Raw genomic sequence first — 15202 nt, 5'->3', positions numbered from 1 at the left:
ATAAGCGTGCTCGCCGTCCTCTCGCCCGGCCAGGGTTCGCAGAAACCCGGCTTCCTGACCCCATGGCTCGACCTGACCGGCACCGAGGCGCGACTGCGCTGGTGGTCGGCGCTGGCCGGGGTCGACCTGGTCCACCTCGGCACCGCGGCCGACGCCGAGGAGATCAAGGACACCGCCCGCACCCAGCCGCTGCTGGTCGCGGCGGCCCTGCTCGCCGCCGAGCACCTGCCGATGCACGACGTGGCGGTCACCGCCGGCCACAGCGTCGGTGAGCTGGGCGCGACGGCGCTGGCCGGGGTGCTGTCGGCCGAGACGGCGATCACCCTGGCCGGGGTCCGGGGCCGGGAGATGGCCGCCGCCTGCGCGCTGGAGCCCACCGGCATGGCCGCCATGCTCGGCGGTGACGCCGACGAGGTGCTCGCCGCCGTCGACGCCGCCGGCCTGTACCCCGCCAACCGCAACGGCGCCGGCCAGGTCGTCGCCGCCGGCACCCTCGCCGGGCTGGACAAGCTCGCCGCCGAGCCGCCGGCGAAGACCCGGGTGGTCCGGCTGAAGGTGGCCGGGGCGTTCCACACCCCGCACATGACGCCGGCCGAGGAGACCCTCGCCGCGCTGGCCGCCGGGATCACGCCGGCCGACCCGACCCGGATCCTGCTGTCCAACCTCGACGGCTCGGCGGTCGGCCACGGCCGGGACATGGTGCAGCGGCTGGTCCGCCAGGTCACCGCCCCGGTCCGGTGGGACCTGTGCATGCGGACGCTGGCCGACCTGGGGGTCACCGGCGTGCTCGAGCTCCCGCCGGCCGGCACGCTCGCCGGCCTGGTCAAGCGGGAGCTGAAGGGCGCCGGCGCGCCGGAGATCGTCACCCTGAACACCCCCGACGACCTGCCCGCCGCCCGGGACCTGATCGCCCGGCACGGCGGTACGCCGGGTCCGCGGCCCACCCCCGCCTTCCAGGTGGTGGTCTCCCCCGCGCCGGGCACCTTCGAGCCGGCCGCCGAGCTGGCCGAGGGCACCCACCTGCGTACCGGCGAGGTCATCGGCCGGGTCGTCACCGGGCAGGGGCCGGTCGAGGTGACCGCGCACGGCACCGGGATTCTCACCGGGTGGCTCGCCCCCCACCACGCCCCGGTCGCTCCCGGGCAGCCCCTGGCCCGCATCGGCGGTCCCGCATGATCGCGCCGGCCCGGGGCACCTACCTCAGGGAGGTATCCGCCATGAGCGAGCACAGCGAGCGAATCATCAAGGCCGGTCCTCATGCGGACGCCGAGCGCAGCGAGGTGGCGGCATGAGCGAGCACAGCGAGCGAATCATCAAGGCCGGTCCTCATGCGGACGCCGAGCGCAGCGAGGTGGCGGCATGAGCGAGCACAGCGAGCGAATCATCAATCTCGGTCCTCATGCGGACGCCGAGCGCAGCGAGGTGGCGGCATGAGCGAGCACAGCGAGCGAATCATCAATCTCGGTCCTCATGCGGACGCGGAGCGCAGCGAGGTGGCAGCGTGAGTGGTAGTCGGATCGTTTCGCTCGGTCACTACCAGCCGTCGCGGGTGGTGACCAACGACGAGATCGCGCAGCTGGTCTCGACGAACGACGAGTGGATCCGGGACCGGGTGGGCATCGTCTCGCGCCGGATCGCCGAGAGCGGCGAGTCGGTGGCCGACATGGCCGCCGCGGCAGCCGACAAGGCGTTGGCCAACTCCGGGCTCACCGCCGCCGACATCGACCTGGTCGTCGTGGCCACCTGCACGGCGGCCGACCGCAGCCCGAACGTGGCCTGCCGGGTCGCCGGCAAGCTCGGCATCACCGCCCCCGGGGCGTACGACATCAACACCGCCTGCTCGGGCTTCGCGTACGCGCTCGGCACGGTCGACCACGCGATCCGCGCGGGGGCGTCCCGCAACGCGCTGGTGATCGGCGCCGAGAAGCTCTCCGACGTCGTGGACTGGACGGACCGGACGACCTGCATCATCTTCGCCGACGGGGCGGGCGCCGCGGTGCTCACCGCCACCGGTGAGGGCGAGCCCGCCGGGGTCGGCCCGGTGGTCTGGGGTTCCGTGCCGGAGAAGAGCGACGCGGTCCGCATCGAGGGCTGGCGGCCGTACGTCCGGCAGGAGGGGCAGTCGGTGTTCCGGTGGGCGACCACCTCGCTGGCCCCGCTGGCCCTGCAGGCGTGCGAGCGGGCCGGGGTGGCCCCGGAGGAGATCGCCGCGTTCGTGCCGCACCAGGCCAACACCCGGATCATCGACGGTATCGCCCGCCGGCTGGGGATGCCCCACGCGGTCGTCGCGAAGGACATCGTCGAGTCCGGCAACACCTCGGCGGCGAGCGTGCCGCTGGCCCTGTCCAAGCTGGTCGAGCGGCGGGAGGTGCCCTCCGGGGCGCCGGTCCTGCTGTTCGGCTTCGGTGGCGGCCTGACCTACGCCGGCCAGGTCGTCCGCTGCCCATGAGGTCCGGCGCGAGCGCCGGCTCCGTGCCCGGCAGGTCCGGCGCGAGCGCCGGTTCGTTGCCCGGCGGTCCGGCGCGAGCGCGCCGGGCGCGTACCCCCGACGTCCGGCGCCGACGCCGGTCGTACCCCGTAGACCCGTTCCGGTGCCTGCGCCGGACGTGACCGGGCGGCGCGTCGCCGCCCGTCGAGCGAACCGTATCGAGAGGAACCACCGTAATGACCCGTGAAGAGATCACCACCGGCCTCGCCGAGATCCTCGAAGAGGTCGCCGGGGTGAACCCGGAGGACGTGGCCGAGGGGAAGTCCTTCACCGACGACCTGGACGTCGACTCGCTCTCCATGGTGGAGGTCGTGGTCGCCGCCGAGGAGAAGTTCGGCGTCAAGATCCCGGACAACGAGGTGCAGAACCTGAAGACCGTCGGAGACGCCGTCAGCTACATCGAGGCGCAGTCCTGACATGAGTCGCATCGACGTCGTCGTCACCGGGCTCGGCGCGACCACCCCGCTGGGCGGGGACGTCGCGTCGACCTGGGACGCCATGCTCGCCGGCCGCTCCGGGGTGGGTCCGCTCACCCAGGAGTGGGCCGAGCAGTTGCCGGTACGGATCGCCGCCCAGCTCGCCGTCGACCCGAGTGAGCTGATCGACCGGGTCAAGCTGCGCCGGCTGGACCGGTCCGAGGCGATCGCCCTGATCGCGGCGCAGCAGGCCTGGGCCGACTCGGGGCTGGCCGACTCCGGGTTGGACCCGGAGCGGCTGGCGGTCAGCGTGGGCTCCGGGATCGGTGGCGCGACCACCCTGCTCGCCCAGGACGACATCCTGGAGAAGTCCGGCCCGCGCCGGGTCTCCCCGCATACCGTGCCGATGCTGATGCCGAACGGTCCCGCCGCCTGGGTGGGGCTGGAGCTGGGCGCGAAGGCCGGCGTGCACTCGGTGGCCAGCGCCTGTGCCACCGGCGCGGAGGCGATCTCGCTGGGGCTGGACCTGATCCGCGCCGGCCGGGCCGACGTGGTGGTGGCCGGCGGCACCGAGGCGGTCGTCCACCCGCTGCCGATCGCCGGGTTCTCCTCGATGCGGGCCATGTCGACCCGCAACGACGACCCGGAACGCGCCTCCCGCCCGTGGGACAAGGGCCGGGACGGGTTCGTGCTCGGCGAGGGCTCCGGGGTGCTGGTCCTGGAGCGGGCCGACCACGCCGCCGCCCGGGGCGCCCGGGTGTACGCGCGGCTCGCCGGGGCCGGGGTCACCTCCGACGCGTACGACATCGTGCAGCCGCACGCCGAGGGTGAGGGCGCGATCCGGGCGATCCGCAAGGCGATCGCCGACGCGGACGTGGCCACGTCGGACATCGTGCACGTCAACGCGCACGCCACCTCCACCCCGGTCGGGGACATGCTGGAGATCGGTGCGCTGCGGGCCGCGCTCGGTGACCACCCGGTGCTCTCCGCCACCAAGTCGATGACCGGGCACCTGCTCGGCGCGGCCGGTGCGCTGGAGTCGATCGCCACGATCCTGGCCATCCGGGACGGGGTGGTGCCGCCGACGATCAACCTGGACGACCCGGACGACAACCTCGACCTGGACGTCGCCGCGCACAAGGCACGCCACCTGGAGGTCCCCGCCGCGCTGAACAACGCGTTCGGCTTCGGCGGACACAACGTGGCGCTCGTCTTCACGCGGGCCTGAGCACGCACCACCCCCGACGCCCCCGAGCCGGCGGCGCCGGGTGCAAGGAAGGGCCCCTTGTTAACACACGGGTGTTAGCAGGGGGCCCTTCCTTGCATTGGATCAACCGGAGGACTCACCGCCACCGTGCCGACGCCTGGCGGCCATCTTCGGATGTTAAAAAGGGGCCCCTCCTATGCAGGAAACGATTGCAGGGGGCCCTTCCTTACACCGAGGAGCACGTCGTGGAAGCGACCGAGATCCGCAAGCTCGCCGCCCTGGAGGACAGCCACTGGTGGTACCGGGAACGGCGGGTGCTGCTGGGCCGGGCGCTGCGCCGGCTGGCCGCCACCGGTACGCGACCGGAGCGGGCGCTGGACATCGGGGCGGCCGGCGGCGGCAACACGCGGGTGCTGCGTGATCACGGGTGGCGGCCGGTGGCGCTGGAGTACAGCGCCGAGGGGGCCGAGGTGGCCCGGGAGCGGGGGCTGGACGTGATCCGGGCCGACGCCCGGCACCTGCCGCTGCCCTCGGCGAGCCTGGGGCTGGTGGTCGCCTTCGACATCCTGGAGCACGTCGACGAGGACCACCTGGCCGCCGCCGAGATCCGTCGGACGCTGCGGCCGGGCGGGACGGCGCTGATCGCCGTACCGGCCGACATGGCGCTCTGGTCGGCGCACGACGAGGCGGTCGGGCACGTCCGCCGGTACGACCGGGAGTCGCTGCGGACGGTGGTGGCCAAGGCCGGGCTGGTGGTGGACGGGTTGTGGAGTTGGAACGTGCTGCTGCGCCCGGTGGCGGCCTGGCGGCGGCGTACCTCCACCGGCAGTGACCTGGGCGGCGTGCCCACCGTGGTCAACCTGGGGCTGCGGGCGGTCGTCGCGGCCGAGCGGTACCTGCCGGTGCGCGGGCTGTCCGGGGTGTCGCTGATGCTGCGCGCCCACCGTCCCACCTGACCACCGCCCGCCGTCCCGCCTGACGGCCGCCCGCCGTCCCGCCCGACGGCCGCCCGCCGTCTTACCCGACGGCTGCCCACCGGTCGGCCTGACGGTCAGCCGCCGGTCAGGTGTGGACGGCGACCCGGGTGCGGTGGTGGGTGGGCGACGCGATCTCGTCGACCACGGCCACCGCCAGGTCACGGTAGGAGAGCGGGCCGGCCTCGTCGGTCGGGACGGTGTCGCCTCCGGTGCGGTACCGGCCGGTGCGCGGGCCGGCGGGCTGAAGCGTGGCGGTCGGGGTGAGCACCAGCCAGTCGACCGGGGTCCGGGCCGCGCGGAGCCGGTCCAGGCCGGCGTCGTGGGCGCGGGCGAACGCCCGGAGCCCGGCGGGGAAGGCGGCCGGGTCGTCGAGGACCCGCCGACCGGTGGCGTCGCGCAGCGTGGCGAAGAGCCCGACCAGCACCAGCCGGGGTACGCCGGCCGCCTCGGCCCCGTGCAGCAGCGCGTCGACCGCGCGGACGTAGAACCGGTCGTCGAATCGGTCGAGCGCGGCGAGGGCCGCCGGGTCGGTGGCCGGGGTGACCGCCGCCACCACCCCGGCGTGACCGGGCAGGAGCCGGGCGGCCGCCGCCGGGTCGGTGACGTCCCCCGCGACGACGGTGACCCCCGGTACGTCGATTCCGGGGTGCCGGGCCGGGTCGCGGACCACGGCGGTGACCGGGTGCCCGCGCCGCACCGCCTCGGCGCTGACCGCCCGGCCCGCCCTGCCGCCGGCCCCGAAGACCACGATGCCGTCCATGCCGCTCCCCCTGCCCCGCTCGATCGTGCCGACCGGCGGACGGTACGGCACCGGGGGCCGGTTACCGCAACGAAACCGGCGGTACCCTCGGTCGATGGGCGACCCGCTGCCGCCGGACCTGTTCCACCCCGCCTGCCCGGGAGTGGGGCTGCCGGTGCAGATCGGCGACAAGTGGACCGGGATGGTGCTGCGCTGCCTCGCGTCCGGCCCCCGCCGCTTCACCGAGCTACGGTCGGCCCTGCGGGGCGTGACCCCGAAGGTCCTCACCGAGACGCTGCGGGCGATGCGCCGCGACGGCCTGCTCACCCGGACCGAGTACCCGGAGAACCCGCCCCGGGTGGAGTACGCGCTGACCCCGCTCGGCCGCAGCCTGCTCGACCTGCTCGACGCGGCCCGCCGGTGGAGCGACGCGCACCTGCCCGAGGTGCTGGCCGCGCGCCGCGCGTACACCGGCGACGGGTGAGGACTTGAGTCTCCAGCCGCTGGAGGGTCCAGGGTGAGGGGTGTGAACGACCGCACCGAGCTGTTCACCATCGGACAGCTCGCCCGCCGTACCGGGCTGACCGTCCGTACCATCAGGTTCTGGTCCGACGAGGGGCTGCTCGAACCGACCGGCCGCTCGGCCGGTGGGTACCGGCTGTACGACGGCACCGCCGTGGCCCGGCTGGAGCTGCTGCGCACCCTGCGGGAGCTGGGGGTGGGGCTGGCGCAGACCCGGGCCGTGCTGGACCGTCAGGCCACCGTCGCGGAGATCGCCACCGCGCACGTGCGGGCCCTGGACGCCGAGATCAGGGCGCTGCGGCTGCACCGGGCGGTGCTGCGGTCGGTCACCCGACGTGCTGGCACGACCGAGGAGTTGAGACTCGTGAACGACCTGGCCCGCCTCTCCGCCCGGGAGCGGCAACTGATCATCGACGACTTCGTGGCGGAGGTCTTCGCCGACCTGCCCACCGACCCGCCGGGCGCCGGCATCGCGCAGGCGATGCGGATGATGCCGGCCGAGCTGCCCGAGGACCCCACCGACGCCGAGGTGGACGCCTGGGTGGAGCTGGCCGAGCTGGTACAGGACCCGCAGTTCCGCCGCCGGACCCGCGAGATGGCGGTGGCCGGCGCGGAGCAGGAGACCCCGCCGGAGCCGCTGCCGGACGTGACCCCCGCCCGGGAGGCCCTCGCCGCCGGGACCACGCCGGACTCCCCCGCCGCCGGGGAGGTCGTCGACCGGATCTTCCCCGGGGTGCCCGCCGGGGAGCGGGTGGCGCTGGCCGACCGGATGGCCGTCTTCACCGACCGGCGGGTGGAGCGGTACTGGGAACTCGTCGGCGTGCTCAACCGGCGGCCGGCCTTCCCGTCCATGGTCCCGGCCGTGGAGTGGTTGATCGCCGCCCTGCGGGTACGGCGTGGCTGATCGCCGCGGCGGGCTGACATCCGCGCGCCGGCTACCATCCTCGCGCCGTCGAATCATCGACGGGACCATCCACGAGGACGTGACATGCATCGACGCGTGGCCGCACTGGCCGCACTCGCTCTGATCCTGACCACCGGCTGCGCCACGGAGGCGGCCGATCCCCCGGCCTCCGCCGCCGGCACCACCCCGGTGGTCGGGGGGCCGCCCTGGCACGACGAGATCAAGCCGGCGGCGGCCGGCAGCACGGTCGGTGCCGGCGGCGGCTGCGACCTGCCGGTCACCTTCTCGGTACCGGAGGAGATGAAGGCCAAGCGTATCGAGGTACCCGACGAGGGAGAGTTCGCCGACGCGCTGAAGGCATCGATCCGGCGGGGCGGGGCCACCACCGGGTGCGAGATCGGCGGTCTGGAGGTCGGGTCGGGCTTCTTCCAGGTGTGGACGGTCGACAAGCCGGGGGTGGAGTCCCGACCGGCCCTGGAGGCCTTCGTCGCCGCTGGCCACCAGCCCGGGGAGACGATGAACGGCGTCAGCCTGCCGGGGGTGACGGTCGCCGACGCGCAGTACCGGGACGTGCGGGCCGGGGCCTTCGACGCGGTCGAGGCGACCTGGACCATCACCAACACGCTGGTCGACGACCAGGCGCGGCGGGGGTGGGCGCTGGCGGTCCGGGCCGGTGACCGGACCGTCCTGCTGAGTGTCAACACCAGCCTGATCACCGAGCCCGGGGACGTGCTGCCCGGGTACCGGCTGGCCACCGGGACTCTCGCCGCCGCCGGCTGACAGGTGTTAAGAAGGGCCCCCTGCTCTACCGGAAACGATTGCAGGGGGCCCTTCCTTACACCAGGGCGGCCTCGCGGGCGAGGGTGACCGCGCCGAGCAGGGCGGCCTGGTCGGGGAAGGCGGACAGGACCAGGTCGGGGCGGTGCGGCAGCACCTCGGCGAGCCGGTCGGCGAGCAGGCCCCGGATCAGGTCGCTGCCGGCCACCCCGCCGACCAGCACCACCCGCTGCGGGTCGAGCAGCAGGCAGCAGGTGACCAGGTGCCGGGCCAGCTCGTCGACCCGGGCCAGCAGCACGTCCCGGAACCGGCCCGGGTCGCCGGCCCGGTCGGCGAGACCGGCCGCCCCGCCGGGTACGCCCAGCTCGGCCGCGAGCCGGTCCAGCGCCCGGCCGGAGAACTCCAGCTCCAGCATGGTCCCGGGCCAGGGGGCGCCGGTGACCGCGTACCCGATCTCGCCGGCCGCGCCGCGGTGCCCGGCGACGACCCGGCCGCCGACCGTCACCGCCGCCGCGACGCCGGTGCCGATCCCGACCACCAGGCCGGGGTCGGCGTCGCGCAGCGCGCCGAGGCGCAGCTCGGCGAGGGCGGCGGCGTTCAGGTCGTTGTCCACCGCGACGGTGCCCACGTCGAGCCGCTCCCGGACCGCGTCGGCCAGCCGCAGCCGTTCCCAGCCGGGCACGTTCGGGGCGAGGTCGATGCCGTCGGGGCGGACCACCCCCGGCGAGGCGATGCCGGCGGCGGCCAGCCGGCCACCGTGCGCGGCGACCAGCTCGGCGGCGAGGGTCAGGGCCCGCTCCAACGCCTGCGGCGCACCCTGTTCGGCGTGCGTCGGCACCCGCTCGTGGGCCAGCAGCCGGCCCTGGCCGTCGGCCACCCCGACGGCCATCTTGGTGCCGCCGAAGTCGACGCCGAGCAGCAGCCCGCCCGGCGTGCCGGCCTGGACCGCCGACCGCCCCGCCACCTGGACGCCGGTCATCGGGCCATCGTTTCGGCGGTCTGGTCGAGGGCGGCGTCGGCGGCGGCGAGCCGGTCCCGCAGCGCGGCGAGCCGACCGGTCACCGTGTCGAAGGTGCCGCGCAGGACGTCGACCTGGGCGCGGACGGCGGCTGTCCCGGGGCCGTCGACCTGGGCCCGCGCCAGCACCAGGGCCGGGCGGACGGCGGCGGCGATCAGGTCGTCGACCGCGGCGTCGGCGAGCGGGCCGGTGAGCCCCTCGGCGGCCTCGCGGACCGTGGCGGCGGTCCAGGTCGCCGGGGCTCCGGCGCGGACCAGCCGGCCCACCACCGAGTGCGCGGCCCGGAACGGTACGCCGTGCCGGGTGAGCGCGTCGGCGGCGGCGGTCGTGGTGGCGCCGGAGGCGACGATCTCGTCCGCCGACGGTGGCTCCAGCGGCTCGATCTCGGCGAGGAAGCCGCCGAGCAGGGCGAAGAACCGGTCGCTGCGGTCGTTGCTCTCCCAGAGCCGGACCTGCACGTCGGTGGTGGCGTTGTTGGAGTCCTCCCACCAGGCCGCGCCGACGTTGTTCAGCACCGAGGCGGCGTCGGCGGCGGCCTGCCCGGCGTACGACACCAGGTGCTCCAGCACCACCGGGTTGCGCTTCTGCGGCATGATGCTGCTGCCCTGGGTGAAGTCGCCGGGAGTGGTGACCCAGCGCCAGCTCAGCCAGTCCATCAGGGTGCGGGCCAGCCGCGCCCCGGTGGCCAGCGCCTGGGCGTTGAGGGTGCCCACCCGGACCAGGTGGTCCGCGCCGGCCACCGCCTCGTACGAGTTGGTGACCACGGCGCGGAAGCCGAGCAGTTCGGCCACCCGGGCCGGGGCGATGTCCAGGTCGGTGCCGGCGAACGCGCAGGAGCCCAGCGGCGAGACGTTGAGCTGGTCGAGCAGGTCGGCGTAGGCGACCGCCTCCCCGGCGAGCGCCTCGGCGTACCCGGCGAGGGCGTGCCCGATGGTGGTGGGCTGGGCGGGCCGCCGGTGCGTGTACCCGGTGATCACCACGTCGGCGTACCGGTGGGCGCGGTCCAGGGCGACCGCGCCGGTGGCGAGCACCCGGTCGAGCACCCCGGCCACCTGGTCGCGCAGCAGCATCCGGAACACCCCGGCGTCGAGGTCGTTGCGGCTGCGGGCCATCTGCACGTCGAGGTCGGCGGTGGGGATTCCGCAGGCCGCCGCGAGCCGCTTCTCCACCAGGTAGTACGTGTCCTCGAAGCTGCCGTCGAAGGCCGGCGGCGCGGCGGGGTCGGCGCGCAGCTCGGCCAGTCCCCGCAGCAGCCGGGCACCCCGCTCGGCCGGGACCAGGCCCTGCTCGGTCAGCATCACCACGTGCGCCTGGCTGGCCCGCACCATCGCCGGGAAGAGGTACCCGACGTGGTGGTCGTAGGTGGGGCGCAGGTGGTGCCGCTGGTAGGTGGTCAGCGCGGGTGTGCTCATCAGGAGATCCTTACTTCCTTCCAGGCCGGGTCGGCACGGGTGGCCGCCCCGGCGGTCGGCCGGTCAGTCGCTCAGGCCGAGCAGTCGTTCGGCGTTCCCGGCGAAGATCGCGCGCAGGTGGTCGTCGGGCAGGCCCAGCTCCCGGCAGATTCGTAGCTGGTCGTCGAGGTAGCGGGTGACGTACCCGCGCGGGAACCAGGACGAGTCGCTGCCGAACACGATCCGGTGCGGGCCGATGGTCTCGTAGCAGCGCCGGAAGAGGTCCTCCAGCGTCAGCCGGTACGGCATCCAGCGCACCCACTGGTTGGAGCCGGAGGTGTCGACGTGGATGTTCGGGCAGCCCCAGGCGGCGAAGAGCAGGTCCTGCACGTGCTGCACGCCGAAGTGCGGCACCACCACGGTCAGCTCCGGGAACCGGCGGGCCATCCGGACCAGCTCCGCCGGGCCGCCGTACCGGCCGACGGTGAGGCCACCGGCGCTGCCGTAGTGCCCGATGTGGATCAGCACCGGCACGCCCAGGCGCTGGGCGGCGCCCCAGAGCGGGTCGAGGTCCTCGCCGTCGAGGGGTCCGCGCAGCAGCGGGGCGAAGAGCTTCAGCCCGCGCAGTCCCCGTTCGGTCACCGCCCGCTCCAGCTCGGCGGCGGCCCCGGGGGCGTACGGGTCGTGGTGGGCGAAGCCGAGCAGCAGGTCCGGGTGCCGGTCGACCACGTCGGCGACGGCGTCGTTGCCGCCCCCGGTGACGAAGACCGCCTTGCGGACGCCGACCCGGCGCAGTTCCCCGGCCCACCGGTCGGCCTCGTCCCGCCAGTCCGGCGCGGGCGGCTCCGGGTCGGGGAAGCCCCACGTCTGCCGCCACGCGGTGGCGTACGGGGCGGAGGCGGCGGAGCGCACGGCCCGTTCGTGCGCCCCGCCGGGGTGCATCCCGGCGGCCTCCTCGCAGGCGTGGATCGTCTCGTCCGCGCCGATGCGGAAGTGCAGGTGGAAGTCGACGATCTCCACTCCCCGGTCGACGGTCACGACGGCACCTCCGCACCCGGGGTGGCCGCCGGCGGTTCCGGGAGCGGGTCGGCGGTCGGCGGGGCGGGCGGCGGGGCGGCCACCCAGGCGGCGACGATCTCCCGCAGCCGGGCCCCGGCGACCTGCCGGACCCGGTCCCCGGCCGGCACGCTGGCCAGGGAGATGTGCCCGGACCAGCCCTGCCACGGGTCGGGCCGGGACTCCACCAGCACGTACGGGTGGGCCACCGGCAGCTTCGGCTTCGGCGGCAGGTCGGTGACCGCGTCGAGGCGTACCGCGTCGGGGTCGAAACCGAGCACCCCGGAGGTCTCGTACGCCCCGCCGTGGCCGCGCGAGGGCAGCTCGCCGTAGATCTCGCCGGTCTCCGCCGGGGTGACCAACTGGAACCAGTTGACCAGCAGCAGGCTGGCCTGCCGGCGGCCGGAGACCCACTCCATGGCGGCCCGGACGGTGGACATGTTGGCGTCGTGCCCGTTGACGATCAGCAGCCGGCCGAACCCGGCGGCGACGATCCCCTCGATCACGTCGGCGAGGTAGCCGACGGCGATCTCCGGGCGGATCGCCACGGTGCCGGGCCAGGGCCGGGTCTGCCCGGGGCAGGCCGCGTACGGCACGGCGGGGAAGAGCACCCCGCGCGGGCCGCCGGGGCTGCGCCCGCTCTCGGCGGCGAAGCCCTCGGCGAGGATCAGGTCGGTGCCGAGCGGCAGGTGCGGGCCGTGCCACTCGACCGCCCCGACGGGCAGCACCGCGAAGTCCGCCCGCGCGGCGACCTCCGCCAGTTCGCCCCCGGGTACCCGGGTGACGGGCAGCAGTCCGCCGCTCTCCGGCCAGGTGGCGGTCACGCCGACCACCTCGCCGCTTCCCGGGACGCCGACCGGCCGTTCTGGAGCCGGCCGGAGACCACCATCACCACGAAGATCAGCACCACCTGGAGCATGCCGTACGCGGCGGCGGTGCCGATCTCGAACGAGTACATCCGGTTGTTGATCTCGACGGAGATCGGCGCGGTCTGCGAGGTGTAGATCAGCACCGAGGCGACGAACTCGCCGACCCCGTTGACGAAGGCCAGCAGCGCGCCGGCCGCCACGCCGGGCACCATCAGCCGCAGGGTGACCGTGCCGAACGCCCGCCACCAGGAGGCGCCGAGGTTGCGGGCCGCCTCCTCCAGCGACGGGTCGATCTGGGCCAGCGTCGCCGAGCTGGAGCGGAACACCAGCGGCAGGAACCGCACGAAGTACGCCAGCGGCATGATCCAGAAGGTGCCGATCAGCACCTGCCCGAAGCTGAACGCGTTGCCGGTGCTGAACGCCGAGATCAGGTTGATCGCCACCACCGTGCCGGGCAGCGCCCAGGCCAGCATGACCGCCACGTCCAGCAGCGCCCGGCCCCGGAAGTCCAGCCGGCGCACCGCGTACGCGATCAGTACGCCGACCACCACGCAGCCGACGGTGGCCAGCAGGCTCATCTGCAACGAGTTGAGGATCGGCTGGAACGCCTTCGGGTCGGAGAAGATCGTGACGAAGTTCTGCCAGGTGTACGCCGACGGGATCACCTCGGTGGTCCACGACCCGTCCGCGCTGAACGCGACCAGGGCGATGGTGCCCACCGGGGCGAGCAGCACCACGGTGGCCAGGATCGAGGCGGCCAGCGCGGCCCACTTGCCGAACGGGTTGGTGATCTCCCGCCGGTGCGCGGCGACGCCCTTGGACTGCGAGCGGTAGCTGCGCCGCCCCTCGTACCAGCGCATGCCGAGCAGGAACAGGATCGACACCACCGCGAGCACCGAGGCGTAGGCGGAGGCCATCGGCAGGTCACCGTTGGTGCGGTTGATGTAGATCTGCATGGTCATCGTGCGGTCCACCCCGAACAGCAGCGGGGCGGTGTACGACGCCAGCGAGGTCATGAAGACCAGCAGGGACGCCGAGACCAGCGCCGGGGTGAGCATCGGCAGCAGCACCGTCCGCCAGACCCGCACCCGGCCCGCGCCGAGGTTGTAGGCGGCCTCCTCCACCGAGGGGTCCATCCCCGCCAGGGCGGCGGAGGCGGCCAGGTAGAAGAACGGGTACATGGTGAAGGTGTGCACCACCAGCACCCCGGCGATGCCGGTGAACGGCAGCACCGGGTTCTCGGTGCCGAAGAGCTGCTGGAGGCCGCGCGGCAGGATGCCGGTCTCGCTGTAGAGGAGCTGGAACGAGATCGCCCCGATCAGCGGGGGCAGCGCCGCCGGCACCAGGATGATCGCCTCGATCAGCCGGCGGCCGGGGAACTGGAAGCGCTTGAGCAGGAACGCCATCGCCACGCCGACGATGCCGCAGAGCAGCACGCTGGCCGCCGAGATGAGCAGGGAGGTGAGCAGCGAGGAGCGGGCCACCCCCTCACCGCTGAGGAACTCGGTGTAGTTGGCCACCCCGTCCACCCCGACGCTCTCGGCGAAGGTGGCGAACATCGGCTGGACGACGTACCCGAAGAGGATCAACGCCAGCGGGAAGACCAGCACGTACGGGAACCAGCGCGAGCTGGCGCCCCCGGAGAGCCGGTCGGCGAGGCGGGGCCGGCGGTCCCGCCCGGAAGGCTTCGGTTCCCCGGTGACCGGGGGGACGGTGGCGGCGGTCGGGGCGGCTGTCACGGTCGCACCACCCACATCCGCTCCCGGGTCAGCCGCAGCCCGACCTGGTCGCCCACGGCCAGCCCGGCCGGGACGTCGATCGCGGCCACCTGCACCGACTCGCCGGCCACGTCCACGATCAGGTTGGTGGCCATGCCGGTGAACTCCAGCTCGGTCACCCGGCCGGGCAACGCCCCCGGCTCGGTGGTGGAGGTGAGGCCGATGTGCTCGGGGCGGACCGACACCAGCGCGGTCTCCCCGGCGCGCAGGCCGTGCCCGACCGGGGCGGCGACCACGGTCTCGCCGCCGTCGGGCAGCCCGACGGTCACGCTCTCGTCGGTGCCGCCGGTCACCGGCAGGGAGAGCACGTTGCTGCGGCCGATGAAGCGGGCCACGAAGGCGGTCGCCGGCCGGTGGTAGATCTCCCGGGGGGCGCCGATCTGCTGCACCCGGCCGGACTCCATCACCGCGATCCGGTCGGACATCGCCATCGCCTCGGCCTGGTCGTGGGTGACGTAGATGGCGGTGGTGCCGCTCTCCTTCTGGATCCGCCGGATCTCCGTGCGGGTCTCCTCGCGCAGCTTGGCGTCGAGGTTGGACAGCGGCTCGTCGAGCAGCAGGGTACGGGGCCGGATGACCAGGGCGCGGGCCAGCGCCACCCGCTGCTGCTGGCCGCCGGAGAGCTGGTCGATGCGCCGCCCGCCGTACCCGGCGAGGTGCACCTGGCCGAGCGCCTCCTCGACCCGCCGCCGCGCGTCGGCCCGGCCCACCTTGCGGATCTTCAGGCCGTACGCGACGTTCTGCGCGACGCTCATGTGCGGGAAGAGGGCGTAGTTCTGGAACACCATGCCGGTGTCGCGCTTGTTCGGCGGGCGTCGGGTGACGTCCTCCGCGCCGAACCTGATCCGCCCCGAGGTGGGGAAGTAGAACCCGGCCACCATGCGCAGGGTGGTGGTCTTGCCGCAGCCGCTCGGGCCGAGCAGGGTGAAGAACTCACCAGCGGCGATGGTGATGTCGACGTCGTCGACGGCCGCGGTGTCGCCGGCGCGGGCGAACCGCTTGCTCACCGACTCCAGCGTGACATCGATCATGATGTCCTCCTTCGTGTGCTGCCGGCGAC

General features: G+C 74.3%; 15 protein-coding genes. 8 read left to right on the top strand and 7 right to left on the bottom strand.

All coding sequences use genetic code 11. The features are described from left to right. Positions 1–6 precede the first annotated feature (6 nt). The 5 genes from ACQUFX_RS01545 (at position 7) to ACQUFX_RS01525 (ending at position 5067) form a co-directional block, all read left to right on the top strand. A complete protein-coding gene (locus tag ACQUFX_RS01545; RefSeq protein ID WP_428964269.1) occupies positions 7–1176 on the top strand; it encodes an ACP S-malonyltransferase in 1170 nt (389 codons plus the stop codon). A 325-nt stretch (positions 1177–1501) separates the two neighbouring features. After that, positions 1502–2449 (top strand): beta-ketoacyl-ACP synthase III, encoded by a 948-nt coding sequence (locus ACQUFX_RS01540; protein ID WP_428964268.1) that lies wholly within the window; start codon positions 1502–1504, stop codon positions 2447–2449. A 215-nt stretch (positions 2450–2664) separates the two neighbouring features. Next, positions 2665–2904: an acyl carrier protein gene (locus tag ACQUFX_RS01535; protein ID WP_067362079.1), complete on the top strand. Its 240-nt coding sequence runs from the start codon at positions 2665–2667 to the stop codon at positions 2902–2904. Between the two features lies 1 nt (position 2905). Continuing rightward, complete coding sequence (gene fabF, locus ACQUFX_RS01530) at positions 2906–4132, top strand: beta-ketoacyl-ACP synthase II (RefSeq protein ID WP_428964267.1); 1227 nt, start codon at positions 2906–2908, stop codon at positions 4130–4132. Between the two features lie 224 nt (positions 4133–4356). Next, positions 4357–5067: a class I SAM-dependent methyltransferase gene (locus ACQUFX_RS01525; RefSeq protein WP_428964266.1), complete on the top strand. Its 711-nt coding sequence runs from the start codon at positions 4357–4359 to the stop codon at positions 5065–5067. Between the two features lie 106 nt (positions 5068–5173). Here ACQUFX_RS01525 and ACQUFX_RS01520 read toward each other — a convergent pair whose 3' ends face one another. Further along, positions 5174–5848 (bottom strand): NAD(P)-dependent oxidoreductase, encoded by a 675-nt coding sequence (locus tag ACQUFX_RS01520; protein WP_428964265.1) that lies wholly within the window; start codon positions 5846–5848, stop codon positions 5174–5176. Positions 5849–5942: 94 nt separating this feature from the next. Here ACQUFX_RS01520 and ACQUFX_RS01515 point away from each other — a divergent pair, with 94 nt between their 5' ends. From ACQUFX_RS01515 to ACQUFX_RS01505, 3 genes are all read left to right on the top strand, one after another. Continuing rightward, positions 5943–6311, top strand: a complete 369-nt coding sequence (locus ACQUFX_RS01515) for a winged helix-turn-helix transcriptional regulator (RefSeq protein ID WP_428964264.1) — start codon at positions 5943–5945, stop codon at positions 6309–6311. A gap of 42 nt (positions 6312–6353) precedes the next feature. Beyond that, on the top strand, positions 6354–7253 hold the full coding sequence (locus ACQUFX_RS01510) for a helix-turn-helix domain-containing protein (RefSeq protein ID WP_428964263.1): 900 nt from the start codon (positions 6354–6356) through the stop codon (positions 7251–7253). Between the two features lie 84 nt (positions 7254–7337). Further along, a complete protein-coding gene (locus ACQUFX_RS01505) occupies positions 7338–8033 on the top strand; it encodes a lipoprotein (protein ID WP_428964262.1) in 696 nt (231 codons plus the stop codon). Positions 8034–8088: 55 nt separating this feature from the next. Here ACQUFX_RS01505 and ACQUFX_RS01500 read toward each other — a convergent pair whose 3' ends face one another. From ACQUFX_RS01500 to ACQUFX_RS01475, 6 genes are all read right to left on the bottom strand, one after another. Continuing rightward, complete coding sequence (locus tag ACQUFX_RS01500; RefSeq protein ID WP_428964260.1) at positions 8089–9009, bottom strand: ROK family protein; 921 nt, start codon at positions 9007–9009, stop codon at positions 8089–8091. After that, on the bottom strand, positions 9006–10460 hold the full coding sequence (locus ACQUFX_RS01495) for an argininosuccinate lyase (protein WP_428964258.1): 1455 nt from the start codon (positions 10458–10460) through the stop codon (positions 9006–9008). The genes ACQUFX_RS01500 and ACQUFX_RS01495 overlap by 4 nt, the downstream gene beginning before the upstream one ends. A gap of 63 nt (positions 10461–10523) precedes the next feature. Further along, entirely contained in the window at positions 10524–11477 is a 954-nt protein-coding gene (locus tag ACQUFX_RS01490; protein WP_428964256.1) for an amidohydrolase family protein, read from the bottom strand. Then, the gene (locus ACQUFX_RS01485; RefSeq protein WP_428964254.1) at positions 11474–12319 is read right to left on the bottom strand and encodes a creatininase family protein; all 846 of its coding nucleotides are present in this window, start codon (positions 12317–12319) and stop codon (positions 11474–11476) included. Before ACQUFX_RS01485 ends, ACQUFX_RS01490 begins: the two co-directional genes overlap by 4 nt. Next, the gene (locus ACQUFX_RS01480; protein ID WP_428964252.1) at positions 12316–14103 is read right to left on the bottom strand and encodes an ABC transporter permease; all 1788 of its coding nucleotides are present in this window, start codon (positions 14101–14103) and stop codon (positions 12316–12318) included. The genes ACQUFX_RS01485 and ACQUFX_RS01480 overlap by 4 nt, the downstream gene beginning before the upstream one ends. Further along, positions 14100–15173: an ABC transporter ATP-binding protein gene (locus tag ACQUFX_RS01475; protein ID WP_428964250.1), complete on the bottom strand. Its 1074-nt coding sequence runs from the start codon at positions 15171–15173 to the stop codon at positions 14100–14102. The genes ACQUFX_RS01480 and ACQUFX_RS01475 overlap by 4 nt, the downstream gene beginning before the upstream one ends. Positions 15174–15202: the final 29 nt, after the last annotated feature.

It is taken from the genome of Micromonospora fluostatini (assembly GCF_050410825.1).
In the GTDB taxonomy this organism is placed as follows: Bacteria; Actinomycetota; Actinomycetes; order Mycobacteriales; family Micromonosporaceae; genus Micromonospora; species Micromonospora rosaria.
This window is presented reverse-complemented; position numbering and strand designations above follow the sequence as displayed.

Excerpts from the sequence above, each read along its gene's own strand:
- ACQUFX_RS01475 (WP_428964250.1), bottom strand. The coding sequence starts at position 15,173 with ATGATCGATGTCACGCTGGAGTCGGTGAGCAAGCGGTTCGCCCGCGCC.
- ACQUFX_RS01535 (WP_067362079.1), top strand. The coding sequence starts at position 2,665 with ATGACCCGTGAAGAGATCACCACCGGCCTCGCCGAGATCCTCGAAGAG.
- fabF (WP_428964267.1), top strand. The coding sequence starts at position 2,906 with ATGAGTCGCATCGACGTCGTCGTCACCGGGCTCGGCGCGACCACCCCG.
- ACQUFX_RS01495 (WP_428964258.1), bottom strand. The coding sequence starts at position 10,460 with ATGAGCACACCCGCGCTGACCACCTACCAGCGGCACCACCTGCGCCCC.
- ACQUFX_RS01500 (WP_428964260.1), bottom strand. The coding sequence starts at position 9,009 with ATGACCGGCGTCCAGGTGGCGGGGCGGTCGGCGGTCCAGGCCGGCACG.
- ACQUFX_RS01505 (WP_428964262.1), top strand. The coding sequence starts at position 7,338 with ATGCATCGACGCGTGGCCGCACTGGCCGCACTCGCTCTGATCCTGACC.
- ACQUFX_RS01515 (WP_428964264.1), top strand. The coding sequence starts at position 5,943 with ATGGGCGACCCGCTGCCGCCGGACCTGTTCCACCCCGCCTGCCCGGGA.
- ACQUFX_RS01520 (WP_428964265.1), bottom strand. The coding sequence starts at position 5,848 with ATGGACGGCATCGTGGTCTTCGGGGCCGGCGGCAGGGCGGGCCGGGCG.